The organism is Microcoleus sp. CZ3-B2 (assembly GCF_036705055.1).
Lineage (GTDB): Bacteria > Cyanobacteriota > Cyanobacteriia > Cyanobacteriales > Microcoleaceae > Microcoleus.
Genome location: NZ_JAUBTN010000032.1, coordinates 1 through 26392 on the forward strand (window position 1 = coordinate 1; position 26392 = coordinate 26392).

General features: G+C 46.7%; 25 protein-coding genes, 1 pseudogene and 1 riboswitch. Of the genes and pseudogenes, 15 read left to right on the plus strand and 11 right to left on the minus strand.

The window, feature by feature from the left end; all coding sequences use genetic code 11:
• From QUA97_RS15730 to cobG, 4 genes and pseudogenes are all read right to left on the minus strand, one after another.
• Positions 1 to 140, minus strand: a pseudogene (locus QUA97_RS15730) (photosystem II q(b) protein); the annotation flags it as partial.
• Positions 141 to 368: 228 nt separating this feature from the next.
• On the minus strand, positions 369 to 1079 hold the full coding sequence (locus QUA97_RS15735; RefSeq protein WP_194067584.1) for a precorrin-2 C(20)-methyltransferase: 711 nt from the start codon (positions 1077 to 1079) through the stop codon (positions 369 to 371).
• A complete protein-coding gene (locus QUA97_RS15740; protein ID WP_194067590.1) occupies positions 1076 to 1705 on the minus strand; it encodes a precorrin-8X methylmutase in 630 nt (209 codons plus the stop codon). The genes QUA97_RS15735 and QUA97_RS15740 overlap by 4 nt, the downstream gene beginning before the upstream one ends.
• 215 nt (positions 1706 to 1920) lie before the next feature.
• Entirely contained in the window at positions 1921 to 3432 is a 1512-nt protein-coding gene (gene cobG / locus QUA97_RS15745) for a precorrin-3B synthase (RefSeq protein ID WP_333195188.1), read from the minus strand.
• A riboswitch (adenosylcobalamin-variant (AdoCbl-variant) riboswitch) is annotated at positions 3407 to 3486 on the minus strand. (Overlaps the previous gene by 26 nt.)
• 410 nt (positions 3487 to 3896) lie before the next feature.
• Here cobG and cbiE point away from each other — a divergent pair.
• The 3 genes from cbiE (at position 3897) to QUA97_RS15760 (ending at position 6338) form a co-directional block, all read left to right on the plus strand.
• Positions 3897 to 5105, plus strand: coding sequence for a precorrin-6y C5,15-methyltransferase (decarboxylating) subunit CbiE (gene cbiE, locus QUA97_RS15750; RefSeq protein WP_333195189.1), 1209 nt, complete (start codon positions 3897 to 3899; stop codon positions 5103 to 5105).
• A gap of 151 nt (positions 5106 to 5256) precedes the next feature.
• Positions 5257 to 5658: a RusA family crossover junction endodeoxyribonuclease gene (locus QUA97_RS15755; RefSeq protein WP_194067588.1), complete on the plus strand. Its 402-nt coding sequence runs from the start codon at positions 5257 to 5259 to the stop codon at positions 5656 to 5658.
• The gene (locus QUA97_RS15760) at positions 5655 to 6338 is read left to right on the plus strand and encodes a hypothetical protein (RefSeq protein WP_333117204.1); all 684 of its coding nucleotides are present in this window, start codon (positions 5655 to 5657) and stop codon (positions 6336 to 6338) included. Before QUA97_RS15755 ends, QUA97_RS15760 begins: the two co-directional genes overlap by 4 nt.
• A gap of 97 nt (positions 6339 to 6435) precedes the next feature.
• On the opposite strand, the gene cphA is transcribed toward QUA97_RS15760, so the two are convergent.
• Both cphA and QUA97_RS15770 read right to left on the minus strand, forming a co-directional pair.
• Positions 6436 to 9159, minus strand: a complete 2724-nt coding sequence (cphA, locus tag QUA97_RS15765) for a cyanophycin synthetase (RefSeq protein ID WP_333195190.1) — start codon at positions 9157 to 9159, stop codon at positions 6436 to 6438.
• Positions 9160 to 9680: 521 nt separating this feature from the next.
• Positions 9681 to 10574, minus strand: a complete 894-nt coding sequence (locus tag QUA97_RS15770; protein WP_194067581.1) for a cyanophycinase — start codon at positions 10572 to 10574, stop codon at positions 9681 to 9683.
• On the opposite strand from QUA97_RS15770, the gene QUA97_RS15775 reads away from it, so the two are divergent.
• A complete protein-coding gene (locus QUA97_RS15775) occupies positions 10573 to 10758 on the plus strand; it encodes a hypothetical protein (protein ID WP_194067580.1) in 186 nt (61 codons plus the stop codon). The two genes, QUA97_RS15770 and QUA97_RS15775, sit on opposite strands and share 2 nt — an antisense overlap.
• Positions 10759 to 10928: 170 nt before the next feature.
• Positions 10929 to 11624, plus strand: a complete 696-nt coding sequence (gene trmD, locus QUA97_RS15780; protein ID WP_194067579.1) for a tRNA (guanosine(37)-N1)-methyltransferase TrmD — start codon at positions 10929 to 10931, stop codon at positions 11622 to 11624.
• 80 nt (positions 11625 to 11704) lie between these two features.
• Here trmD and QUA97_RS15785 read toward each other — a convergent pair whose 3' ends face one another.
• Positions 11705 to 12112, minus strand: a complete 408-nt coding sequence (locus tag QUA97_RS15785) for a hypothetical protein (protein WP_333195191.1) — start codon at positions 12110 to 12112, stop codon at positions 11705 to 11707.
• Between the two features lie 71 nt (positions 12113 to 12183).
• Between QUA97_RS15785 and ispF the strand changes: the two genes are divergently transcribed.
• The 5 genes from ispF (at position 12184) to larB (ending at position 16764) form a co-directional block, all read left to right on the plus strand.
• Positions 12184 to 12663, plus strand: a complete 480-nt coding sequence (ispF, locus tag QUA97_RS15790) for a 2-C-methyl-D-erythritol 2,4-cyclodiphosphate synthase (RefSeq protein WP_194067577.1) — start codon at positions 12184 to 12186, stop codon at positions 12661 to 12663.
• A gap of 33 nt (positions 12664 to 12696) precedes the next feature.
• Positions 12697 to 13215, plus strand: a complete 519-nt coding sequence (locus QUA97_RS15795) for a hypothetical protein (protein WP_194067576.1) — start codon at positions 12697 to 12699, stop codon at positions 13213 to 13215.
• The gene (locus QUA97_RS15800) at positions 13193 to 13795 is read left to right on the plus strand and encodes a PIN domain-containing protein (RefSeq protein ID WP_333195192.1); all 603 of its coding nucleotides are present in this window, start codon (positions 13193 to 13195) and stop codon (positions 13793 to 13795) included. The genes QUA97_RS15795 and QUA97_RS15800 overlap by 23 nt, the downstream gene beginning before the upstream one ends.
• A 28-nt stretch (positions 13796 to 13823) precedes the next feature.
• Positions 13824 to 15596: an ABC transporter substrate-binding protein gene (locus tag QUA97_RS15805; RefSeq protein WP_194067574.1), complete on the plus strand. Its 1773-nt coding sequence runs from the start codon at positions 13824 to 13826 to the stop codon at positions 15594 to 15596.
• A 394-nt stretch (positions 15597 to 15990) separates the two neighbouring features.
• Positions 15991 to 16764, plus strand: coding sequence for a nickel pincer cofactor biosynthesis protein LarB (gene larB / locus QUA97_RS15810; RefSeq protein ID WP_194067573.1), 774 nt, complete (start codon positions 15991 to 15993; stop codon positions 16762 to 16764).
• A gap of 500 nt (positions 16765 to 17264) precedes the next feature.
• On the opposite strand, the gene QUA97_RS15815 is transcribed toward larB, so the two are convergent.
• Positions 17265 to 17960, minus strand: a complete 696-nt coding sequence (locus tag QUA97_RS15815; RefSeq protein ID WP_228049980.1) for a hypothetical protein — start codon at positions 17958 to 17960, stop codon at positions 17265 to 17267.
• 238 nt (positions 17961 to 18198) lie between these two features.
• Here QUA97_RS15815 and QUA97_RS15820 point away from each other — a divergent pair, with 238 nt between their 5' ends.
• The 3 genes from QUA97_RS15820 (at position 18199) to QUA97_RS15830 (ending at position 20065) form a co-directional block, all read left to right on the plus strand.
• Positions 18199 to 18411: a chlorophyll a/b-binding protein gene (locus QUA97_RS15820; protein WP_194008161.1), complete on the plus strand. Its 213-nt coding sequence runs from the start codon at positions 18199 to 18201 to the stop codon at positions 18409 to 18411.
• Between the two features lie 145 nt (positions 18412 to 18556).
• Entirely contained in the window at positions 18557 to 19096 is a 540-nt protein-coding gene (psbP, locus tag QUA97_RS15825; RefSeq protein WP_194067572.1) for a photosystem II reaction center PsbP, read from the plus strand.
• Between the two features lie 318 nt (positions 19097 to 19414).
• Positions 19415 to 20065, plus strand: coding sequence for a Maf family protein (locus tag QUA97_RS15830; RefSeq protein ID WP_333195193.1), 651 nt, complete (start codon positions 19415 to 19417; stop codon positions 20063 to 20065).
• A gap of 335 nt (positions 20066 to 20400) precedes the next feature.
• Here the strand turns inward: QUA97_RS15830 and QUA97_RS15835 are convergent, their stop codons facing one another.
• On the minus strand, positions 20401 to 21321 hold the full coding sequence (locus tag QUA97_RS15835; protein ID WP_333195194.1) for a calcium-binding protein: 921 nt from the start codon (positions 21319 to 21321) through the stop codon (positions 20401 to 20403).
• 426 nt (positions 21322 to 21747) lie between these two features.
• On the opposite strand from QUA97_RS15835, the gene eno reads away from it, so the two are divergent.
• Positions 21748 to 23028, plus strand: coding sequence for a phosphopyruvate hydratase (eno, locus tag QUA97_RS15840; protein ID WP_194067569.1), 1281 nt, complete (start codon positions 21748 to 21750; stop codon positions 23026 to 23028).
• A 124-nt stretch (positions 23029 to 23152) separates the two neighbouring features.
• Here the strand turns inward: eno and argC are convergent, their stop codons facing one another.
• Positions 23153 to 24211 (minus strand): N-acetyl-gamma-glutamyl-phosphate reductase, encoded by a 1059-nt coding sequence (gene argC, locus QUA97_RS15845; RefSeq protein WP_194067568.1) that lies wholly within the window; start codon positions 24209 to 24211, stop codon positions 23153 to 23155.
• 307 nt (positions 24212 to 24518) lie between these two features.
• Here argC and QUA97_RS15850 point away from each other — a divergent pair, with 307 nt between their 5' ends.
• Positions 24519 to 25535 carry a sulfate/molybdate ABC transporter ATP-binding protein gene (locus tag QUA97_RS15850; protein ID WP_194067567.1) on the plus strand — a complete coding sequence of 339 codons (1017 nt, stop codon included), beginning with the start codon at positions 24519 to 24521 and terminating at the stop codon, positions 25533 to 25535.
• Positions 25536 to 25773: 238 nt separating this feature from the next.
• On the opposite strand, the gene QUA97_RS15855 is transcribed toward QUA97_RS15850, so the two are convergent.
• Entirely contained in the window at positions 25774 to 26115 is a 342-nt protein-coding gene (locus QUA97_RS15855; protein WP_194067566.1) for a low temperature-induced protein, read from the minus strand.
• Positions 26116 to 26392 lie beyond the last annotated feature (277 nt).

Sequence of the window (26392 nt, forward strand, 5' to 3'; positions counted from 1 at the left end):
CAGATTGTGGCAGTTAGCAAGGTAGGAATCATCAAGACGCCGAACCAACCTACATAGAGGCGGTTGTCGGTCGATGTTACCCAGTTACAAAACTGGTCCCACAGGTTGGCGCTTTCGCGCTGCTGTAAGGTGGCTGTCATGTGTTTATGATTGCGTTATTTGGTTTTCAATGTTCGTGACGGCTTTGTGTTCCGCCATGTATATAAATATAAAGCATATTCTCAGCTTTGTAAAGGTCTGTAACGACAGTTAAACTTATGAAATTTATAATTTTAACTTATTGATTTGAAGAAAATGGGGTAAATAGGCAAGAATCCACAAAAAAACAGGAAAAGCCTGGAAGCTTGTCGCCTTCAGGCATGGAAATATTAAGATACAGACTTTTGTTGGCTGGGTATCATCACCAGCGCCCAGTAGGGAACCTCAGCCGGATCGACATCGGCGATCGCCTTAATTCGCTGATTTGGCATAGTTGCCCGTTCTATATATAGTGCGCGATCGAACTGTCCCAACTCAATCAGCACCTCCCGGACTTTCGCAAAGTGCCTCCCCAGCTTAATAATCACAGCAGCATCAACCAGCGCCAGCCGATCGCGCAAAGTCTCCGCATCCAGCGTCGCAGGCATAATACTTAACACATCGTTACGATAAGTTAACGGTACTCCCAGGGCACTCGCACTCGCCATAGTCGAAGAAATTCCCGGCACAACTTCGGTAGTAAACTTTCCCGACAAACGGTTGAACAAATACATAAACGAGCCGTAGAGAAAAGGCTCACCCTCGCACAAAACCGCCACATCCCGGCCCTCAGTGAGGTGGGCGGCAATTTTCTCGGCAGCAACATCATAATAAGGTTGCGACGATCGCGTCGGACTAAAAGGCAACGGCATCGGAATCTCAATTTGTTCTGGACGCAAATAATCTGCGACGATCGCCCGCGCCAGCACCTTACCATTTTCCATCGCCGGATATGCAATGACCGGCACCGACTGCAAAATCCGATAAGCTTTCAAAGTAATCAATTCCGGATCGCCAGGGCCGATGCCCAATCCGTACAATTTACCAGCAGTCTCAGTCATAATTCGTCCTCTTTAGCTAAAGCATTCACGGCCGCCGTTGCCATTGCACTGCCACCGCGCCGCCCCTGCAGCGCGATAAATGGCACTCCCCGACTGTTGGCTGCGAGTTCGGCTTTAGATTCCGCCGCCCCCACAAATCCTACCGGGAAACCGAGAATCAAGGCAGGTTTGGGGGCTCCAGCATCCAGCATTTCCAGCAGTCGGAACAAAGCAGTCGGGGCATTGCCAATGGCCACCACCGCACCATCTAAGTTATCTAGCCACAAATCCAGTGCCGCAGCCGATCGAGTATTGCCGATTTGGCGCGCCAACTCCGGGACATCGGGATGCCAGAGGGTGCAAATCACCTGATTGTTAGCGGGAAGTCGCTTGCGGGTGATGCCTTCGGCTATCATTCGGGCGTCGCACAAAATCGGCGCGCCTGCTGCGAGGGCTTGACGCCCGCAGGTGGCGGCACTGGGGGAAGCTGCTAAATCTTTAACAATATCTGTCATTCCGCAACTGTGAATTAGTCGCACGGCGACTGTTTCTAAGTCTGCTGGTAGGCTTGACAAGTCTGCTTCGGCGCGGATTGTGGCGAAGGATTTTGTGTAGATTTCTGTTCCGTCTCGGATGTAGTCAATCATTAAAATAATTGGGAATTGGGAATTGGGAATTGGGAATTGGGAATTGGGCATTGGGAATTGGGCATTGGGAATTAAAAGACTGTACTTAACTTTATTTGAAATTGTTATTATGGGTAGTTTGTTTGATTGGTAAAATAGGTTTTTTAAATGAACCGCGAAGGCGCGAAGGGCGCAAAGGAAGAAAGAGAAGGGGAAATGATTACAATTTTTCGGTTTTAATGATTTTCTGATCTCAGTAATTTCTGCAATTTGTCGATCGCCCATCGATCGCAAAATTCGCCGAATGACTCGCCCGGTTCTCGAAGTTGGTGGTAGGCGCGCAGCATTTTTTCGATCGCGCGGGGCATTTCGGCTACAGTCACGGCGGGGAAGATTTGCCGTCCAAAGGGCTGGTCTTTTTTACCTACATAAATGTTGTAACCTGCGATCGTCTGGTTTCCCTGCTCAATCTGAATTCCTATTAGGGTGATGTCTATTGGCTGGTGTTGGGCGCAGGATTTTTCGCAGCCGCTGAAATGTATGTTTATCGATCGGTCGATGGTCAGTTTTTGCGCTACATCCCTTGCCATTGTTAGGGCGTGACTTTGAGTATCTGTCGCCGCTGACGCGCAGCCGCTGCTACCGGCGCAAGCAACTAAGCAGGAATCTAGATTAGTTGCGGATGAATGCAATCCTAAATCGGCGATTTGCTGTTTGACCTCAAAAACTTGGGAGTTGGGGATGTCGGAAATCAGCAGATTTTGCCACGGTGTAAGCCTCAGAGTGCCGTTGGCGAGATTTTGGGCTAAGTTTGCCAAATTCCGCAGTTGCTTTGATTCTAGCTTGCCTAGAGGCAGGGCAATGCCGATGTAGGAGAAATCCGACTGTTGCTGACGGTGGATGCCGAGATTGGCGTTGGGTTCGATCGCCTTTTCTGAAAGTTCGATCGCGCTTCGCCCCAAGGGAAACGGCAATTTTGTCTCTACTTTTTCGAGATAATTTTCAACGCCCCAATCGGCTAGCAAGTGCCGCAATCGCGGTTTTTTGCCATCAATTCGCGGTCGATTTTTGGTGTATTCCAGATAGATATTAGCGAGGGCTGCTAATACTAAAATAGTTTGAGATTGTTCGATAATAATTCCTGTGTTTCCGTTCAAATAGAGGCGAAAAACTATTTCAAAATTGGTCGAACTCCTTTCTGCCACTAATAAAATATCGTTCCGTAAATTGCGGATTGAAACTAATTCTCCGCCATCAAAACCAATGCTGAATTTAGCCGAAAGTTCTGCTAATTCGGGATGTGTTTGCAGGTCATCATCCCAAGCTTTCACTAAGGGGCGAGTATCGAGTAACTGCTGTCGGTCGATTCCTGCTGTCGGGCTTGCCATCATATTGCGAATCGGGTCAACTTCAACGCGGCGAGACGCTAATCCCAATTCCTGCAAATCTTGCCAAACTTCTGGGGGAATTTCCGAGTGCAATTTTCGGATTTGCAAATTTGCCCGATTTGTGATTTGCAAACAGCCGGTACTGTAGCGATCGACTAAATTGGCGATCGACCAACATTGCTGTACGCTTAAAATTCCCCCCGGAATCCGCATCCTCGATAAAACTCCGTCGCGGGCGCGGGAACCGTAAAATAGGCCGGGACAAGTTGGTAAATCAGTCAAAACTAACAAATAATCTCCTCCCCGTGCGACGCAGGGAATGTAAAGTAAACTTCCTGAAACCGGCATTCTGACTTTCACAGTTGCGGCACAGCGCCGGAATTGCACCGGACTTTCCCGCTTTCAGGTTTAAGAAATGTATCACAAGTCGATCGCCCGCCGCTTAAATTCTCAATTTTCTTAACAAATGCCCGCTAATTTTGTATAGTTTTCAGAGGAATAGCGAGAAATCGGCTTTTTTACAAAAATATAAAGGTTGCAGACGGCTGATTCCCGAAAAAAAACAATTTATCTAGTGAAAATGCACCCAAGAGTGAGTTAAAATAATGACTCGCTGGTCCCAATTAATCAATCCGAAAAACAGTGCAAGTGCAGTTCCCTAGCACAGCCACAATAGATTTTTTTAAATTTTCATCTGCGTGCATCCCTGTCGATCGGCCTGACATCTGCAGTTGACCTCTTTATCAAAAAAATATCCAATAAATACTGTAAATTTAATCTCATATTATTGTTGAAAATTGATAAATCGTAATTACCTTGGCGCAATGCACAAATGGCTTTCGGTGGTGGGAATTGGCGAAGATGGACTTTCGGGATTGAGCTCGATCGCCCGATCGTTATTCGATCAATCTAAAATCGTTGTCGGGGGCGCGCGCCACCTCGCAATGCTACCAACAGACGACACCCGCGAAAAATTAGTTTGGGCTTCACCCCTACAAACAACAGTTGACAGCATCATCAGCCGTCGCCCAGAGTCTGTTTGCGTGCTCGCAAGTGGCGATCCGATGTGTCACGGGATTGGTGTCACGCTGTCGCGCCAAATTCCGATTTCAGAAATGATTGTGATTCCCGCAGCATCGGCTTTTAGTCTTGCTTGCGCGCGTTTGGGTTGGGCGCTGGCGGATGTTGAGACTTTTAGTTTAACAAATCGCCCCATCGCCTCGATCGCCCTTGCTTTGTCTCCCGGCGCGCGCTTGCTGGTGTTGAGTGCCGATCGGCACACGCCGGGAAAGGTCGCCGGTTTGTTGACTGAGCGGGGGTTTGGCAGCAGTTTGATGACTGTGTTCGAGCGGATGGGGTCGGAGGCGGAACGGCGGATCGAGGGGGTTGCAGCGGCTTGGAATGGGGCGGATTTGGCGGATTTGAATGCGATCGCGATCGCAGTTGCAGCCGATCGACAAACTCTTATCCTCCCTCGAACTGCGGGTTTACCGGATGCTGCGTATCGCCACGACGGACAGTTGACTAAACGGGAGGTTCGAGCCGTTACTCTGTCTGCGTTAGCGCCGATTCCGGGGGAGTTGCTTTGGGATGTGGGGGCGGGCTGCGGCTCGATCGCGATTGAGTGGATGCGGAGTCATCGGAGTTGTCGGGCGATCGCGATCGAACGCCATCCGACTCGACTGCAATACATCGCCGAAAATGCCTCTAATTTGGGTGTTCCCGAACTCAAAATCGTTGACGGAGAAGCGCCCGCTGCTTTGGCAAATTTGCCGCAACCGGATGCAATTTTCATCGGTGGCGGTGTCACCGCAGAGGCTTTGCTAGAAAATTGTTGGAATGCTTTAGGTGAAGGTGGCCGATTAGTTGTGAATGCGGTAACGATTGAAAGCGAATTGAAAGTTTTGCAGTGGCATTCTTTGCACGGCGGGGAATTAATTAGAATTGGGATTCAGCGAGTGGGGGCGATCGGTTCTTTTCAGGGTTGGAAACCGCTTGCACCGGTGACTCAGTGGGCGGTAGTTAAGGGTTGAAAGGTAATAAAAACGAGATTCAATATCAAGAATATTATCCCGCAATTGCGATAAAATTCTATGTCACGGTACCCCGCTCCGTCCGAGGCCAGAGTCAGGACACTTGCAGTCAGATCAAATAATCCCCGATCTTCTATTTAGAAATACTTTGGTGACATTTGAGTTCATAGTAGATGGGCCACCCGTATCACAACAAGCTCGCAGACGAGATCGTCTTAAAGCTTGGAAAATGACGGTGAGGCAAGAGGCTGAAAAATACTGGTCTTCAGAGCAAAAAATAGCTACCGGGCTCGTTATGCTCCAGATAACTTATTTCTACGATTCTGTTAAAATTGATGTGGACAACATAGTAAAGCCAATTCAAGATGCAATTATCGGGCTAGCCTATGTCGATGACGATCAAGTAACTGATGTCCTAGCCCGCAAGAGGAATTTATCAGGTAACTTTAAAGTAGAAAATATGACCTTAATCCTAGCGGAAGGATTTGCCCGTGGCAATGAATTCTTGCACATTGTCGTAATTGATGCTCCTGATCAAGAGGTACTGACATGATGGCAACTTCAACTGCAAACATAGAAAGAGAGCGACTGTTAAAACTAGCAGAGGAGTATCGTGAGAAAGGTTATGAAATTTCATTTCATCCAAACTCTGAAGATTTACCGGACTTCCTTAAAAGCTATCGCCCGGATCTGATAGTGCGTCGGGGGGAAGAGTCAGTGGTTATTGCAGTCAAGTCACGCGCTTCACTCAACTCACCCTCTAGCACATATCTACGCAATTTAGCCCAAGCAGTAGCAGAAAATCCTGGTTGGAGGTTTGAGTTAGTGATGACTAACTCGGAGGATGCAGTCGAGCTTCCCAAAGCTGAGGATTCTTTTCAAGAGCATGAAATAGAGTTAGGTTTACAAGTTGCTAAGCAACTTGTCACACAACATTTAGAGTCAGCCATGCTATATTCTTGGTCTTTAGTTGAGGCAACTTTGAGGATTGTTGCCCAGAAAGAAGAGCTAAGTTTGCAAAGATTAGATCCGCTTTATTTAGTGAAACAACTGACGGTGGAGGGCGTGATTTCTAAATCTGAATATCAGTTATTAATGAATGCGCGTTCTTTGCGTAACTCTATTGCTCATGGGTTTAAAACGACACAACTTACGAAAAAATCTGTGTGTGAACTGATTGAGGTTACAGAGCAACTATTGAAAGGTTTGCATACTGGCGATGGAGCAGGCTAAAATTTTAAAAAGCACAAAAATTACGTAATTTTTCAAACAAATAGGTTGGGTTTAACGCAATTAAACCCAACCTATTAATTCAATGAGACTTCAGAATTTAACCTTGATTTACCACTGTCGGTTTTAAACTATTCTGCGATTCAGAAATGCGATCGACCATAGCAGCATTTACCACAGATTCCTGAATCGGTTTCCGGGCTTCAATTAAACCCAAAGCTTTCGTAACACCTTCGGGTAAAATCACCACTAAACTGCCAGCGGGCGCTTCGTCTAGGGCTTTGTTAACCGCCGTTGTTTCGTCGAGAATCAACTCGTATTGAACTTTAGACCGATCGCCCGTGCGGGCAGAAATCCCGTCTGCAATCCCTTGGCAAATTAACTTCGCCACCACACCCGGTTCTCGCCCGCGCCTGTCAATATCTTCTTTGACAATAATGCGATCGAACATTTCGGCCGAAAGTTGGCCCAGCGTCACAAAATCTTCATCTCGCCTGTCCCCCGGCGCACCCACTACCCCGATCCGCATTCCCGGCCAATTCTGCACGAAACAGCCCAAAGCTTTGTAGCTGTGGGGGTTGTGGGCGTAGTCCAGCAAAGCGTGATAGCTGCCCAAATTAAACAAATTCATCCTTCCGGGAGTTTGACCTACCGATGCCTGAAAGCTTGACAAAGCTGCCCGAATATCTTCTATTTTCAATCCTTGGGCAAAAGCCGCCAGACAAGCTGCTAAAGCATTGGCAATCATAAACGGCGCGCGCCCGCCCATCGTCAGCGGCACGTTCACAGCCTGCTCGATTCTCAGCGTCCAATCGCCTTTCAAAATCGATAAATACCCATTTTCGTAAATTGCAGCCAGCCCGCCCGCAGCGGTATGTTTGGCAACCAGTTCGTTTTCCGGGTTCATCGAAAAATATGCAATCTGAGCCTTGACACGCTGCGCCATTTGTGCTACTAGCGGATCGTCTGCATTTAACACTGCATAGCCTTTGGGCATTACCGACTCTACGAGGACACTCTTGAGTTTGGCGAGTTGTTCCACGGTGTCGATGTCGCCAATTCCCAAATGATCGGCTGCGACGTTCAAGACTACGCCGACATCGCACTGATTGAAGCCCAAGCCCGATCGCAAAATTCCACCTCTAGCCGTTTCCAGCACCGCCACTTCCACCGTCGGATCGGACAAAATCAAGTGAGCGCTTTGCGGCCCGGTATTATCTCCGCTTTCAACCAAATAATCGCCGATGTAAGTGCCGTCGGTAGTCGTGTAGCCGGTAATTTGACCAGTCTGCTTGAGAATGTGGGCCAGCAGGCGAGTTGTTGTAGTTTTGCCGTTGGTTCCAGTCACGGCTAAAATCGGCACCCGGCTGTGTTGAGGCGAGGGGAAAAGCATATCGAAGACTGCGCCGGCAACGTTGCGGGGCAAACCCTGACTCGGGGCGACGTGCATTCTGAAACCCGGTGCTGCGTTGACTTCGACGATCACGCCGTTCGTATCCCGCAGGGGCACAGAAATATCGTCTGTTACTACGTCAATGCCGGCGATGTCCAAACCGATGATTTTGGCCACTCTGGAAAACAGCCAGACGTTTTCTGGGTGAATTTCGTCGGTGCGATCGACTGCAATGCCACCGGTACTCAAATTTGCTGTGGCGCGCAAAAATACTCTTTCGCCGGCCGGCACTACCGAGTCCATCGCGTAGCCTTGTTTTTGCAGCAAATCGAGGGTCAATTTGTCGATCGTGATCCGGGTGAGTACGTTGTCGTGTCCGTCTCCCCGCTGCGGATCGCGGTTGACTTCTGCAACGAGCTGTTCTACTGTATCCCTGCCGTTACCCACAACGTTAGCGGGGACTCGTTCTGCGACTGCTACGACTTGTCCGTTGACTACTAACACTCTGTGGTCGCGGCCGGTGTAGTAGCGCTCGACAATGATGCTTTTTGTTTTTGAGGCGGCGCTGGCTAAGTCGTAGGCTTCTTCTGCTACTTCCCAGGAGTTGATGTCGATTGTGATCCCGCGGCCGTGGTTGCCGTCTAGAGGTTTGAGGACGATCGGAAAACCGCCCACATCTTCGATCGCCCCCTGCAGTTCGTCCAAATAATGAATCACTGTCCCTCTCGGCACCGGCACGCCGGCAGCGCCCAGAATATTTTTGGTACCTTCCTTGTCGCAGGCTAGTTCTACCCCCAAAACTCCCGTGCGGTTGGTCAGAGTTGCCTGAATCCGCTTTTGATGAACTCCGTAGCCTAGTTGAATCATAAACCGGGCGCCCAAGGGCAGCCAGGGAATCCCGCGCGCTTCTGCTTCCTTGATCAGGGTTTCGGTACTCGGCCCGAGGGCTGCAGACAAAGCAAACTCTCTGAGGTCTTTCAAATCTTGCGCTAATTCCGCCGCAGAATAAGAGCCTGTATCGGCAATGCTCTGGCACATCCGCACCCCCGCCCTGGCTGCATAGCGACCTGCTTGTTCGTTTTGATACTCGATTACTACTTGGTAAATCCCTGGTGTGGCAGTCTCGCGGGTGCGACCGAATCCGGCGGGCATTCCTGCCATTTCCTGAAGTTCTAGGGCTACGTGTTCGATTACGTGTCCCATCATTGTGCCTTCTCGCACCCGTTCCAGGAAGCCTCCCCGATGGCCGGGAGAACAGTGATGGTCGTCCAAACTCGGAAGTGCTGCGGTCAAGCCTTCGTAGAAGCCTGGAATTTCAGATGTGGTTTTATCTGCCAACTCCTCTAAATCCAGACGCATGAGTACGAGTTTGTGGCGTCGGATGCTCCAGTAGTTGGGGCCGCGTAAGGTCTGGATTTTAAGTATTTTCATCGCAGTTATAGGGGTATGGGGCGCGAAATCTTATAGGTAATTGCAGCATTTATTCAATTTGGAGCTTGATTGGACGATCGACTGTTCGCAGCGAACAGTTTGGCACTGAATTTCTAGTGATTAGCGGGAACATCAATCTTAGATTTTAGATATTTCGGCTTCGCGAGCGTACAAGTTTTAGATTTGAGATTTTAGGTTTATTCTACAGACAGATCGATCGTCTGGGAGATCCAACAAAATTCTCAAATCTGGGGTTCTCCACACTCATAGCGTCGCGGGCGCGATATCCGTTTTTGGGCCCGTCAGCGTTGAAAATTCATGGCAGAGCGATCGGCTCAAAACAAGCAAAAGTCAAGGTTCGGTAGAAACTAGAACGCAGAAGGTAGAATTATTTTGTTGATTCTACCTTCTGGGGTCAGCCCCTGGCTTCACGGCTAATCTATTGTATTGCTGCATCCATTATTTGACCGGAATGCCACCTAATTTCTGCCGAATCAATGACTCTAATATTCTGCATTAGGTTAGTTAGCTGTGCGACATTCCGAAGGCCAGCCCGACTCCGAACAAGCTGCCGATGCCATCGGTTTGCCTAGGGGCATATTGTAGCAATCGCCGTGACACAGCACGTGCAAGCGCATATTGAACAGACTTAAGGGTTCTGTCGCTCCTACTTGAGACTCGTTGGTATAAAAGTTTTCCCGAGAATCAACAATAGTCACAGTGCCTTTACCGAGAACTTTCAGAGTATCGTCTCCCTCAAATAAGGCGCAGGTGTCTTCGTCAATACCAATAGCGAGGCGATCGGGATAGCAAGCCACAGCCGACAGCAAGCGAGCCATGCGGTTTCGGTTGTGAAAATGCTGATCGACGATAATCTCTGGAATAATGTTAAGTCCGTTTGCCATATCTACTAAGGAACGATTCGGCGACGCGCCGCTTCCCCCACCTGCAATCATGTGATATCCCATCACTGCAGCACCCGCGCTGGTGCCGGCGAGGGTAATCTTGCCTTCTTGAGCTTCTTTGCGAATTTTCTCCATCAGCGGGGTGTCCGCCAGTAGCCCGCAGAGCCGCAGTTGGTCGCCACCTGTGATGAATACCCCCGTACAGTCTTCTAAATAATCTTTCCAGACGGGATTTTCTGCTTGTTGGCGTTCGCGGATGTCCACTACTTTGACAGCACTAACGCCCATTTCGTCAAATATAGTGCGGTAGCGGTTGCTCGTTCCTTCGGGGTCTCGCGAAGCGCAAGGAACGATCGCCAGCCGAGCGTTTGTCCCCCCAGCACGGCAAAAAAAGGTATTCAGAATCTCTCGCCCGTGAACTTTGTCTTCGGCTCCTCCGATGACCATAATCGAGGTTTTGATGCGCTGGGGAAGATTTTGTTCGAGGGCTGGAGATGTCAACTGCTGCATGGTGTGTCTTCCTCTGGTGGATGTGAAATTCAATTTTGCTGTGGTTGTGGGTAGAATTGGGCTTTTTAAGAGTAAATATTTTTTTGTAGCAGTGATGTGCGGGCGGCGTAACTATCCCGAGCCAGAATCGCCTCACGCGCGATCGGGCAGTTTGGGGGCGAGTTTACTCGATCCGCTGTCCTGAGAACTGATTATTTTTGTACAACAAAACCGGACACCAGACAAAGGAAGAGGATTTAACTTGCAAAAATTCTCACAAATTATAAGAAATTATAAATAATAATGCAATTACTGAAAACGGATACCCCTCTAAGGGTCAAACTAGAGGAGATGTATCAATAAATTCCAATTATTTTGCGATTTGACGTTGTAACTCTATTTCCAGAATTTTTTCTCGCTCCCCTAGCATCGGGACTGATGGGCAAAGCCTTAGCTAAAAAGATTGCTGAGGTGAATTTTGTCAATCCCCGCGATTTTACCACAGACAAGCACCAGCGAGTGGATGATGAGCCTTACGGGGGCGGAGTGGGGATGCTGATGAAGCCGGAACCGATTTTTGCGGCGGTGGAGTCGCTACCTGTGTTACCGAGGCGCGAGGTGATTTTGCTGACTCCGCAGGGCGAACCGATGCAGCAGCCGATGTTTCGGGAGTTCGCCACCGATCGCGATCAGTTAGTGTTGATTTGCGGGCACTATGAAGGTGTGGACGATCGAGTCCTGCATTTGGTAACTCGCGAAGTGTCTCTAGGCGATTTTGTGCTCACCGGGGGCGAAATTCCGGCTTTGGCTTTGATTAATGGGGTTTTGCGATTGCTGCGGGGAACTGTAGCAAAGGAAGATTCGCTGAAGTTTGAGAGTTTTGAAGACGGACTTTTGGATTATCCGCAGTACACTCGACCGGCCGATTTCCGGGGATTGAAGGTTCCCGACGTATTGCTGTCTGGTAATCACGCAGAAATTGCTCGCTGGCGCAGGGAACAGCAAATTGAAAAAACTCGATCGCGCCGATCGGATTTGTACGATCGGTGGTTGGAGGAGAGGGGAGAATAAGGTTTGAGGAGGTAGCCGTTATTAGTTGGAGCTTCAGGGATGATTAGCACTTTAAAGCTAATAGAACTCCCCAGGCAGCACTAACTTACTGTTTTGCTTATTGAAGCTTTCAAGCCAACAGCCGCTAAAAGATGTCTTAGTCGATCGGTCTCACATTTAGTTCCGACAACAACAGAACCAGGCATCTTCTTTTTTAACATCATCGCTTCAGCTAATGACAATTCCATAGCCTGACGCAGGATTTTTGTTACAACTGTTGCACCTTGTTCTTTTTCCAATACAATCAAGTTCCAAGTCCCTTCTTTTGCTAAAATCTCTTTTCTCATTTCGTTAGGTATAGCATCAGTATTATCTAACTCGATTGCCTCCCCGCAATAAGGACAGCTATAAGATAGATGCCAGACAACTTTTTTGTCGAAGACAGACTGACCAACCGACATTTGTATGTCTTTGCTACAATTACCGCAAAGTCCGTAAATCAAGACCATTATTTTTCAGCTATCTCCTCACAAATATGAAATAATTGTTTTTTGCTATACTTCCCAAACCTAAATTTTACATGAACATCCGCATCGGTAACGGCTACGACATTCACTGCTTAGTTCCAGAACGCCCCCTAATCCTCGGCGGCGTACACATTCCCCACGAATTAGGCTTATTAGGACACAGCGACGCAGACGTGCTGACCCACGCGATTATGGACGCGATGCTGGGAGCTCTCAGCTTGGGAGATATCGGCCTGTATTTCCCGCCAACTGACCCAAAATGGAAAGGTGCAGACAGTCTAGTGTTGCTAGAACAAGTCAATCAGTTAATATTAGATAAAGGCTGGGAAATTGGCAATATTGACTCGGTGGTGGTGGCCGAACGTCCCAAGCTGAAACCGCATATTGAGCAAATGCGCGATCGGCTTTCTGGTGTTCTACAACTAAAACCAGACCAAGTAGGCATCAAAGCTACTACCAACGAAAAGTTAGGCCCTGTGGGGAGAGAAGAAGGAATCGCCGCCTACGCTGTAGTTTTGTTGATGCTAAAATAGAACTTTAATCTACGTTTTAGGAAGACCAAAACCATGCAAACTGAAACCTTGGATTTAGAGTTACCCATAGACGCGGATATTATCGCATTGGATAAGGACGATCGCACAGTCGTGCTCATCGAGGTTAAAATCATTCAAGCTCAAGAAGCAGCCGCCAAACAGAAAATTGTCGATCGCGCGATCGATTGGGTGAAAACAGCCCTATCAAAACTCTCAGAAACAAATGCGGTCATTCCTTATGCTATGTTTGTTGACCTCGAAGAAATTCTCGTTTTCAAATGGGACGGTACTCTTTTATCTGAAGCAGTTTTATGTTTAAGAACGGCTGACATCCTTCACTATTATGACTCAAAATTAGGCGACCAGCGGATATTTGAGCCATACTTAACTAGGCTGATTGAAGCATGGTTGCGTGACTTAGCTTATAATTGGAAGTCTGAGATTCCGCCAGCATCGGAACAGATAACAGCAATCGGTTTGCTACCGCTGCTAGCAGGTGGAACAACAAAGTCAAGGGTAGAAATTGGTGGTGATTTTATATATAGAAACTAACTTTTTGATGAGTATTGCTACAGGTCGCGATCCTGATGCCAATCACTTGTTACTGAGTGTCCCAACATCAGTCCGCATTGCCATACCTGCTATTTGCTGCATGGAAGCTCTCTCGGCTTTAGAAGACGAGATCAAGCGCCGCAACCGTTTTGCAGATGAACAGAAAAAACAAATTAGCCAGCTCAAGCGCGATCTTACTTCGCCTTATGCTAAGTCTCTTTTATTCCATGTAGAAGAGTCTTTGAATGAAAATGAAGGATTGCTCAATAATATTAAAGTACGTCTTTTTGAGGCTCTTGAATTATTAGCTGGCAATGTGGAGATGATTGAACTAACAGCAGATACACTGCAAGAAAGCTTGAATACAGTTTTCATTGAAGAAGATCCGACAGATAATTTGATTCTCCACTGCATCTTGAATCACGCACACTTACACACTCATGAAGTCAAGGTATTTTTGAGCAATAATACAAAAGAATTTAGTGTGCCGGAAGTTCAAGATGCTTTGCGAGAAGCAGGAATAACCAAGTATTTCTCGGTCACTAAAGATTTTCTAGGTTGGCTACAATCTCAGTCATAATCGCACGCAGATGCTACAGTAAATTATTATGAAAAATTTCTCTATTTTACATTCAAAGCGCCGCTGGTTGGCTATTTTGCTAGCTCTAATTGCCACTGTCTGTCTGTCTGCTTGTCGTCCCGCCCGATCGCAATTAACCAACAGACTCGTAGTTCCCACCCCCAGCGGCCCGTCTACCTTCAACTACCCGCTAAATCAGTCTGCATATAGCGTTTTTAGCTATATGTACGAGGGATTGATTAACGAAAACGGCTTGACATCGCAGCTAGAACCAGGTTTAGCAGAGTCCTGGGAAGTCTCTAAAGACGGCAAAAAGATTGTCTTCACTTTGCGAGAGGGATTGAAATGGTCTGACGGCGAACCCATGACAACAGATGACATTATCTTCAGTTATGAAAAGATTTATTTCAATGACAAAATCCCTAGCGGCTTGAAAGATACTCTGAGAGTTGGCATGAGTCGCCAATTCCCCAAACTCAAAAAAATTGACAGCCGCCGCGTAGAATTTTCCGTTGCAGAACCCTTTGCTCCTTTTATTAGATATGCTGGAGGAATCCCAATTTTACCAGCTCACATTTTACAGGAAGCTGTCAGCAATACCGATGCAGGTGGCAACTCCCAATTCCTGTCTACTTGGGGTACAAATACCGATCCGAAAAAAATTGTCGGTAACGGTCAGTACCGAATGCTCAGCTATACTCCCAATCAGCGCGTGGTTTTGGAACGAAATCCGTATTTTTGGCGCAAAGATGCTGAGGGAAATGCTCAGCCCTACATCCAGCAAATTGTTTGGCAAATTATCGAAAATAGCGATACTCAACTGCTGAATTTTCGATCGGGCGATTTGGATACTCTGGACGTGCAGCCGGAAGTGTTCCCTCTGTTGAAACGAGAGGAAAAACGCGGCAAATATACGGTTTTCAACGGCGGCCCGGACACTGGTAGTGTGTTTATGACCTTCAATCTGAATCAGGGGCGCAATGCTCAAAATCAGCCGTTTGTAGACCCGGTTAAGTCTCGCTGGTTTACCAATCAGGAATTTCGGCAGGCCGTAGCCTACGGTATAGACAGATCCGCCATGACTAACAATATCTATCGCGGACTTGGCGCGCCCCTGTATTCCCCAATTCCGGCACAAAGTCCCTTTTACTTGTCTCCAGAACAGGGATTAAAAACTTACGATTACGATCCGCAAAAATCGAAAGAGTTGCTGTTGAATGCTGGTTTTAAATATAATAGTAACGGCGAGTTGTTGGATGCTGAGGGCAACAAGGTTCGATTTACTTTGTTAATAGCGGCGGGAAAAAAAGTTCGGGAACAAATGGCAACGCAAATTAAGCAAGATTTGGGCAAACTGGGAATGCAAATTGACACGCAGTTCCTGAGTTTTAATACTTACGTGGAAAAGCTGCGCCTGACGCGGAATTGGGATACTTACCTCGGCGGTTTTACGGGAGGTACTGAACCGCACAGCGGCTACAATATTTGGTCTGTAAATGGGACATTGCACAGTTTCAACCAGGGCCCGCAAGCCGGAGAACCGCCGATTAATGGTTGGAAAGTGTACCAATGGGAGCAAAAAATTGATGACATTTACGTAAAGGCTTCTCAAGAGCTTGATGAGGCGAAGCGCAAGGAACTTTATGGGGAGGCGCAGCGGATTATTACGGAACAATTGCCTTTTATTTATATGGTAAATCCGCTAACTTTTGAGGCGGTGCGCGATCGCATTTCGGGAATTCGCTATAGTGCGATCGGCGGTGCTTTCTGGAATTTGTACGAGCTGAAAATGACAGAATAGTTATTGGTTAGTTGTTATTGGTTATTGGTTATTGGTTATTCGTTAGTTGTTGTTGGTTGTTGGTTATTGGTTATTCGTTAGTTGTTAGTTGTTGTTGGTTATTGGTTATTTGTTAGTTGTCATTGGCTATTGGTTATTAGTTACTAACAACTAACAACTAACAACTGACGACTGACGACTGACGACTAACAACTGACGACTAACAACTAACAACTAACAACTAACAACTGACAACTAACAACTAACAACTGACGACTAACAACTAACAACTAACAACTAACAACTAACAACTAACAACTAACAACTAACAACTAACAACTAACAACTGACAACTAACAACTGACAACTGACAACTAACAACTGACAACTAACAACTGACAACTGACTAATATTTATGCAACCTGAAATTTTACAAAAATTGCTCGAATCTGTGGCGGCGGGCGATGTAAGTCCCACCGCAGCTTTGGATAAATTAAAGCATTTTGACTTTCAACAAGTAGGTGATTTTGCCAAAATTGACCACCACCGCACTTTGAGAACAGGTTTTCCTGAAGTCATCTTGGGCCTAGGGAAAACACCAGACCAAATTGTTGAGATTGTCGAGGCGATGCGCGGGCGAAATCCTGTGGTGATGGCGACGCGAATTGAACCGGAAGTTTTCGAGCAATTGCAACAAAAAATACCCGATTTGTGCTACTACCAAAAGGCTCGAATTTGTGCAATTTCTGCTAATTCCCCAACTCCCCAGCATCCGGGTACTGTGACTATTATCAGTGCGGGAACGGCGGATTTGCCTGTGGCGGAAGAGGCGGCTGTGACGGCGGAACTTTGCGGTTTTGGGGTGCGGCGTTTGTGGGACGTGGGAGTTGCTGGAATTCACCGCTTGTTGAATAATCGGCACGTGATTGATGATGCTGATGTGTTGATTACGGTTGCTGGTATGGAGGGTGCTTTGGCTAGTGTAGTTGCGGGTTTGGCGGATTGTCCGGTGATTGCGGTGCCGACAAGTGTGGGTTACGGCGCGAGTTTTGGCGGGATTGCTCCTCTTTTAACTATGCTCAATTCTTGTGCGGCCGGTGTGGGTGTGGTTAATATTGATAACGGGTTTGGTGCGGCTATTTTAGCTTGTCAAATTTTAAGAACTGCTGGCAAAGTAGGGGAAAATTAAATAAGCTGTATTGCATTTAACTTGCTTTAGAGTTGTATTGCATTCTCGACATAAACTATCCCGAACAGTTTTGGACGCACTTCCGATAAAGCAACCGGGTTTTTTACTTTTTCGGCGGATTGCAGTGAAGAATTTTGGTACAAAAATCTGGTTTCTGGGAAAGGTGCGTTCTGGAGTGCTGGGTTTAATAGCGGAGGGTCGTCCGCACTACAAACCGTTTTTGTTATGGTAATCGATCGGACGCGATCGCAGTCCTAATTATCCGCCTTGAATCTGCGGTTTCTGTATCGATTCGGTGACTTAATGCAAGTCTTCTCTCCCGAAGCCCAAGGTTCAACAGAGGCAGAGTCTGGTAACGAGCTATCTAAAATCTACAATCTACAATCTCAAATCGACTGATTTTTCACATTTTTGAGAAAGGCTATATTCTTGAGGGCGGGTTCAGAACGCCCGCCCTAGGGATTGTTTGAACAAATGCAGACATATCCCAAACATCAAGCTCAGCCGCCTTGAACATCCAGCCAATGGGGATAACCGGAAGAATCCTCTGCTTTCAACTTTTGAGCCTGATAGGTCTTGGTAGTCCAATTAGCTACTGTTTGCAGGTTTTCTGTCAGACAACTTTCGCTGCCAAATGCTTCAAATCCCAAAGTCCAAGAGGGATTGCCGTTAATGTTCAATTGAGTAACTTCGACGCTGCAACCTTGGGGAACTGGGGCTTCTACTGGCACAGACATTAAGGAACCGGGGGCTGAAACTTGGTAAAGACGCAGCGCTCGCTTTTTCTTGACTCCCATCCACTTTCCTGTCGCCAGAATATCCGCCGATACCGGCGCCATCGTATCGGCACAAACCCACTTGAGCCACTTCTCGGCTTTGCCTTCCCAGCGGTTGCCGAACTGCATCGCCCCTAACTCTCCCTGGCGCCACTTTACTTCTAGGGTTTTCCCGCGCAACTTGACTCCCAAGTAGTCGCAACCGGGTACTAGCAAATATATGTCTTCGCGCTCTTCTGGAGGCGACAGATACCCTCCGAGACTATCGCTTCCAAACCATTGCCCGATCGATTTTGGCAACGCACCGTTATAAAACCACCGCATTTCCAGACTGGCCCGCATAAACTTTTCCTCCGTTCCACAATTTTCGTCAAACCCAGACCGGATTTGCCACACACCATCGACTTCTGCACGTCTCAACTCTATCCTCCCCCCTCTTGGGCTCAGAGTCTACTCTCAGAGGATTTTAGATTTGAAAATTGCGAATATGCGAATAATTGATTATATAAGGGTTGAGAGCTTGTCTACTGTGGGATTTTTGGTGGAAACTCAGGTCAAAATAGGGTATTTGAAAAAAAAAATTACGCAATCCTTTACATTTCTTCATAAGTCTGTTACATTTAGTTACAGTACATGAAAAACAATTTAGGAAACAGACATGACTAACAAAGGCTTAATGCTGGACGACCAAGGTAAAATGAACAATTTTGCGATCGAGCCGACAGTATACATCGATGACGAACCCCGCACAGGCTTTACCCCCTACGCAGAACGTTTAAACGGCCGCCTTGCCATGATTGGCTTTGTTTCTCTCTTGGCTTTAGAAGTTTCGACCAAGCACGGACTGATTAGCTGGCTAACCAACCTGTAATGATTTTGTTAAAAATTAAACTTTACGGCTATGGCTTGCCAGCGATGCACAAATGGCAATCCATAGCTTAACTATTTTTAGGGGCTAGGTTTGGTGAGATAATTAAAATTAAATATTTTAGTGTCACCCTAATCGCGTAAAAATAATGCTCAAACGAATTGCGGCCCTACTTCTGGTGGTTCTAAGCCTCACCTTGACCGGTTGTGTGTCTCAAGTGACCGGACTCAAAAGCCACATTGATACTGGCGACGGCTATCAATTTCTCTATCCTAATGGCTGGCTGCCGATCGCAGTTTCTAATGGGCCCGATGTGGTGTTCCGCGATTTGATCCAGCAAACCGAGAATGTCAGCGTGGTAATCAGTCCAGTCGCGAAGGGGAAAACTTTGGCGGATTTGGGAACGCCGACGGAAGTGGGATACAAGCTTAGCAAAAATTCCCTCGTCTCGACGGATTCTGGCCGCGAAGCTGAATTAATCAGTGCAGAAGCTCGCGAATCGCGATCGAAAAGCTATTACATTTTAGAATACGCAGTCAAACTCCCAAACCAAGAACGGCACAACTTAGCCAGCGTAGCCGTCAGCCGCGGCAAACTTTTTACCCTTAATGTTTCCACTACCGAAGAACGCTGGCCGAAGGTAAAAGAGGCTTTTGAGAAAGTCGTTAAATCTTTCTCTGTTTATTAAGCTAAAAAGTTATTGGTTATTGGTTATTTGTTGTTTGTTGTTTGTTATTGGTTATTGGTTATTGGTTATTTGTTGTTTGTTGTTTGTTGTTTGTCATTTGTCATTTGTTATTGGGCATCGGGCATCGGGCATCGGGCATCGGGCATTGTAATTGAAACCCACAAATAACCAATGACTAATGACTACTGACTAATGACTAATGACTAATGACTAATGACTAATGACTAATGACTGATGACTGATGACTGATGACAGCAGGAGGGCACCCACGCACCATCCACCGCCCCTAATTACTAATGACTAATGACTTCTTAAATTATGAATATTCCAACTTTTGTATTGGCTTCAGCTTCCCCGGCGCGCCGCAGCCTACTAAATAGTGCTGGGATTCAAGCTGTGATTTGCCCCAGCGACTTTGATGAAGGGCAAATACAAATGAGGGACGCTACTCAATTAGTCCAAGTTTTAGCAGAGGGAAAAGCTGAAGCTGTAGCTAGCTTTTTGCTGGCTAATTCTCACCCGCAAATCCCCAATCCCACATCTTGTTTGGTGTTGGGATGCGATTCAATTTTGGTCATTGATGGCGAAATTCACGGCAAGCCGAAGGATGCCGAAGAAGCAATTTTGCGCTGGCAGAAAATGTGCGGAAAAGTTGGCGCACTTTATACGGGTCATGCTTTAATTGATACGAGATTTGATAGTTTCGATCGCGCAATCGAGCGATCGATAGTTCGCTATCAAGTGACAAAAGTTCATTTTGCCGAAGTTACCTCGCGCCAAATTGCGGCCTACGTCGCTACGGGAGAACCCCTCGCCTGTGCTGGCTGTTTTGCACTGGAAGGTAAAGGCGGATTTTTTGTGGAAAAAATTGAGGGCTGTCACACGAATGTGATCGGGTTGAGTTTGCCTCTGCTGCGGCGAATGCTGGGCGAAATGGGATATGATGTGGCGGATTTTTGGAAATTTTAATGTTGGCTGGATTGATCGGAAAATTGGTCTACGAATCTAATTCAAGAAACTGAGTTTTTTTGGGTTTCTACACCTGTAAGCTGTCGGACATTTAAATTGTATGTTCAGGGTGATGCTCAAAGCCCACCCCACAATAGTTTTATTGTTTTTTGACATACAGTTTAAATGTAGAACAGCTTAACGAGGTTTTTTCATAAAAACCCGTTTCTGGCCACCCGCGCGAATCTAAGAAACCAGGTTTTTTGGAGTTTCTGCATTGTAACGAATTCTTCTGGCAAAAACCCGGTTTCTGGGCTACGGATCAAAACAAAAGAAACTGGGTTTTTTCACAAATCCTATCCAAGGGCGATCGCCCCGTCGGATACAGAGATAAACTGAAGTTGAGAAGGCGATACATCTTTCACCAAACCCAAAATATTGCCGGTACTAGCTTCTCGAATCACCGTCGCCTTAGTATTTAACACTCTAAAATCAAGAGTTCGGGGCTGTCCGGGAGGAAAAGGGCCGCTGGTGTCGTAATCTCTGGCATCACCAATTGTTAAAAACCTTTCGCTCAAAACAATATCGTTTCGCGTCAATCCTCCCGCCAATCCAATCACATCACCTTGGGCAGGATTGTAGTCGAGAATAAAATCTGCCGGCACTTCATCTACTTGACCCAGAAAATTGCCAGCAGGACGTGGTTGATCTGAACCAATTTCTCCCGAAGTTGTTTCAGCTTCTCTTCTGAGGACAAATAAATCTGCACCTTCTCCTCCCCAAAGTCGATCGATTCCAGCATCACCAATCAGAGTATCATTGCCTGTTTCACCTACTAAATTATCGCTGCCTTTACCGCCTCGAACAAAGTCATTTCCCGTACCTCCGTAAGCTACGTCATCGCCTAAATTTCCACTCAGAACATCGTTAGCGCATTCTCCGTACAGGATGTCAAAATCTTGACCGCCGCGAATAGTATCGTTCCCACAACCTCCGATTAAAGTATCTGTGCCGTCGTTCCCGTTCATCAGTTCCGGCCCACCGGAACCTCGGACAAAATCGTCGCCGGCTAAGGCCCGCAAACCTCCGGTAGTGTTGCGGAGAATGCCGTTAGCTAATTGAACGATATCGTCATTGGGAGTAAGGTCAAAAAAGTTGGGATCGCTACCTGAATTTGGCAAAGGCCCTGTCAGTAATCTGATGTTTGGGGGATCGGGAATTATGGGGTCGGCGTTTTCAGCTAATGCTCTAACTTCTCCAGGATTTGTTTCTAACATTTTAGGTTTTTCCTATTTGATTGAGTTTGTCGATCTTCCTATCTTAACAAAGGTTTCAATGGGAGCATCTGGGGCTTTGCCACAATCATTTTTTTACTGTGCGTTTGCTCTCGCTCGCGTGCGCTTGCTCCCCTCGCGCGCCAGACAGCTACAGATGCTGGCGCACAGATGCTCCCGGTTGCAATTAACTATTCTGCGTGAATCTGCTGTGAAAAAAATTAAATTACTGTCAAAATGATCTAAGATCATTTTTCAACAAATATTGCTTGTTGACACCAAAGCGATCGCCCAAATCCGCAAAAAGTTTGAAATGAGCGCTAATAATTGTGGGGATCGCGTACTCTATTACCCGTTAGCAGTCAGTTACCGAAAGCCTGCTGAATGCTAATTGTCATCAACCATTGAGTTAAGTCAGGAATCGTTAATATGCAAGACACTGCGATCGAATCTATTCAAGCCAGAGAAATTCTCGACTCCCGCGGCCGCCCCACCATTGAAGCTGAAGTTTATCTAGCTAACGGTGTTGTGGGCCTCGCCCAAGTCCCCAGCGGTGCATCTACAGGCTCTTTTGAAGCCCACGAATTGCGAGACGGCGACAAAAACCGTTACGGCGGGAAAGGAGTCTTGAAGGCTGTTGCTAATGTCGAGCACAAAATTGCCCCCGCTTTGGCTAATTTGGATGCGATCGACCAAGCACTGGTAGACCAAACCATGATTGACTTGGACGGTTCTCCCAACAAATCCCACCTCGGAGCAAATGCCATTCTCGGAGTCTCCCTGGCCACAGCAAAGGCTGCCGCCGAGACTTTAGGACTCCCCCTTTATCGCTACTTGGGTGGCACTTTAGCGAACGTTTTACCCGTACCTTTGATGAACGTGATCAACGGTGGTTCCCACGCGGACAACAACGTAGACATTCAAGAGTTTATGATTGTACCTGTGGGAGCGCCTTCTTTTAAGGAAGCTTTGCGCTGGGGAGCAGAAATATTTGCTAGTCTGGCTAATGTCTTGAAAGACAAAAATTTGCTGACTGGTGTTGGGGATGAAGGAGGTTTTGCTCCTAATTTGGGTTCCAATCAGGAAGCTTTGGATTTGTTGATGATGGCAATTGAAAAAGCTGGTTACAAGCCTGGGGAACAAGTTGCTTTGGCTTTGGATGTTGCTGCTAGCGAGTTTTATAAAGATGGGCAGTATACTTACGACGGTGTGGCTCATTCGCCGGCGGAATTAATCGATTATTTGGATGGTTTGGCTGGTCAATATCCGATCGTTTCCATTGAAGATGGTTTGCATGAAGACGATTGGGACAGTTGGGTGGCGCTGACTCAGAAAATGGGTAGCAAAGTTCAGTTGGTGGGTGACGATTTGTTTGTGACTAATCGCACGCGCTTGCAAAAGGGAATTGATTTGAAGGCTAGCAATTCGATTTTGATTAAGCTGAATCAAATTGGTTCTTTGACGGAGACTTTGGATACGATCGACCTTGGCAAACGAAACAGCTATCGATCAATCATCAGCCACCGTTCTGGTGAAACTGAGGATACCACGATTGCTGATTTAGCGGTAGCGACTCGCGCTGGTCAAATCAAGACTGGTTCTTTGTGCCGCAGCGAACGGGTTGCTAAATACAACCGTTTGTTACGGATTGAGGACGAATTGGGCGATCGGGCGATCTATGCTGGTGCGATCGGTTACGGGCCGAAATAACACTTAGTAATTGAGCATGGGGCATGGGTAATTGGGAATGGGTAATTGGTAATCGGTTAGTTTTTAATTTTCAGAACCAATGCCCTGTTTGGCCGATGCCCAATGCCCAATTCCCAATGCCCAATTAAGGATACAAAGCCAATTGAGGCAAACCCAAAGTTTCTTCCCAACCCATCATCAAGTTCATGCACTGAATGCCTTGACCGGCTTGACCTTTAATTAAATTGTCGATCGCCGACATCACAATTACCCTGTCAGTGCGCGGATCGACTTCCACGCCAATGTAACAAAGATTCGTGCCACAAGCCCATTTTGTTTGCGGATAAACCCCAGCCGGCAAGACTTTCACTAAAGGAGAATTGCGGTAAAAAGCGCTGAAAATAGTGATTAAATCTTCCCGTACCAATCCCGGATCGCGCAAATTTGCGTAAACAGTTGCCAGAATTCCCCGCACCATCGGTACCAGGTGTGGAGTAAATTGGACTTTGATATCTTGTCCGGCTAAATCGCTGCAAATTTGCTCAATTTCTGGCGTATGGCGGTGGCGGCCAACTCCGTAAGCGCCTATGGAATTGTCAGCTTCTGCTAATAACAGATTAACTTCGGCTTTGCGGCCCCCTCCCGAAGTTCCTGATTTAGCGTCGATAATTGCTGTTTCTGGTACGATTAGACCTTGTTTTAGCAAGGGTGCCAGGGCTAATAAGCTAGCGGTGACGTAGCAACCGGCACAGCCTACTAATTGAGCGTCTTTAATGCGATCGCGATACAATTCTGGCAAACCGTAAACAGCGGTAGCAGCGAGTTCAGAGTCCGATCGCTCGCCACCGTACCAAGCTTTGTAAGTTTCTAGATTTTCAAATCTGTAATCAGCCGACAAATCCAAGACTTTGCACCCTTTTTCGATCAGCTTCGGTGCCATTTGGCAAGCTAAACCGTTGGGCAGCGACAGAAACACAACTTCACATTTTTCCGCTACTCGATCTAAGTCGATCGCCTCAATAGTCAAGTCAATGCAGTTAGTCAGATGGGGATAAAGGCTGGAAAAAGGTTTTCCCGCACTGCTATCCCCGCCCAAATACACTACTTCCGCCGCTGGGTGATCTGCCAGCAGTCGCACAAGTTGCACGCCGCCGTAACCTGAAGCGCCGATAATTCCTACAGGCACACGTCCAACATCTCCCATTTTCCTTTATCCCCTCAGCCGTTGAAGTCAAAAACGCTTGAACTTTTGCTGCATTGTAGTACCAAATGCCAACTTTGGTGACAAAGAATTATATTGTTTTGTGATGGAGGTGCATTTTAGAGAATTTTCGGGCTTTCCAGAGGCTGGTAAGACCATAAAATTAAGTAACTGATGCGCGATCGTGGGATAAAATCTTACATAAACCTATCCATAAACCGGGGATTAACATTTTTCGCTCTTTCCTGGAACCTCGAAGCTCAACATCCATCCGTTAAATCCATTACACTCATCCGTTGCCGAACTTCCTATGGGTATCGTCGTAGAAAATGTAAGTAAACAGTTTGGCAGTTTCCAAGCACTCGATAAAGTCAGTTTAGAAATTGAATCAGGTTCCCTAGTCGCATTGCTAGGCCCGTCCGGTTCCGGCAAGTCAACCCTGCTGCGGCTGATTGCAGGTTTAGAAATGCCCGACTCCGGCAAAATCTGGCTGACAGGCCAAGATGCCACAAATACCAGCGTTCAAGAACGCAAAATTGGGTTTGTGTTTCAGCATTACGCGCTGTTCAAGCACATGACAGTGCGAAAAAACATCGCTTTCGGGATGGAAATTCAGAAAACTGCACCCGCCAAAGTCAAATCGCGGGTAGAAGAATTGTTGAATTTAGTGCAATTAGCAGGATTGGGGGATAGATACCCGTCGCAACTCTCAGGAGGTCAGCGGCAGCGCGTGGCCCTAGCCAGAGCCCTGGCTGTGGAACCGAAAGTGTTGCTACTAGACGAACCTTTTGGAGCTCTTGATGCTAAAGTCCGCAAAGATTTGCGCGCTTGGTTGCGCCGACTGCACGACGAAGTGCACGTTACCACCGTCTTTGTGACGCACGACCAAGAAGAAGCGATGGAAGTTGCGGATCACATTACAGTAATGAATAAAGGTCAAATCGAACAAGTAGGCACGCCCGCAGAAATTTATGACCATCCTGCTAGTGCCTTCGTCATGAGTTTTATCGGCCCTGTCAATGTCTTACCCAGCAGTTCGAGAATGTTTCAAGAAAACGGCTTTGACTCAGCCAACCCAGAGATTTTCTTGCGCCCTCACGACGTGATAATTGAAACTACCGAAAATAGTGCAACAGTGCCTGCAAGGATCAGTCGCTTGATTCATTTGGGATGGGAAATTCAGGTAGAATTAACCTTAGATGACGGTCAAGTAGTAAACGCTAATTTGACCAGAGAAAAGTTTGACCAATTGCAGTTACAGCCGCAGCAAAGAGTGTTCGTCAAGCCGAAAGGTGCTAAATCTTTTCCGCTTTTTTATTCTATCTGATATCAGGTGCGATCGAACGATCGAACCCTCTGATACCAATTCCGGTTGCACTCATACATGATTGTTGACTGTTGACTGTTGACTGGGGTCGAAAAACTGAATGGTTGAGTGTTAACTCTTGACTCGATTTTATTATTTTGATGCAATCTGAAACCGATATAAATTGAGAGCAAACACACAAAAATCAAGGGACACGGCATTGCCTTGTCCCTAATTTTTCAGGCTGATAACTGTGGAGTTAGTCTTTAATGTTGCTCACAGCTTTTTTGACTTGTTGCTCAAAAGATGTAGCTCTTGTATTAGAAGGATTTTTCATCTTCTCGCTGTCAGCATCTCCCTGAACTTCATTAATCCCTTCATTAGCTTTTTTCTGAGTTTCTTCCAGAGACATCGGGTCTTTCAAAACAGCTTTTTGAGCTTCTTTCTCAATCCCCAAAAGTTGATCTTCACCCTTAGTGGGGCTGCTGGTAACGGCAAAAGCTGGGAAAGCATTGGAAACAAACATCAATGCACAAAAACAAACAGCTATTAAACTGCGAACAAAACGCTTGGCAGGAAGATTAAAGCTGATAAAAGACATACAAATTTTCTCCATTTTTACAAATTTTCATCGCTGAGATTGTTAACAGGCTGAAGCTCGTTCAAATTCTGTACAATCTTTAGCTCAAGTTGGACAAAAGCAACAGCCTTGAGCAGTGCTTCTTTCTTAAATTGAGGTAATATATAATATTTAGCCAAAAAAACGGAGATTTGAAATCCTTCTCAGGGAATATTTTGGCTTTGTGTCTTCCGATAGATGAGTCTGGTGCATCACTGAAGTCCGATTGAGATTTGAGATGGGAGTATCTGTGGCAGCA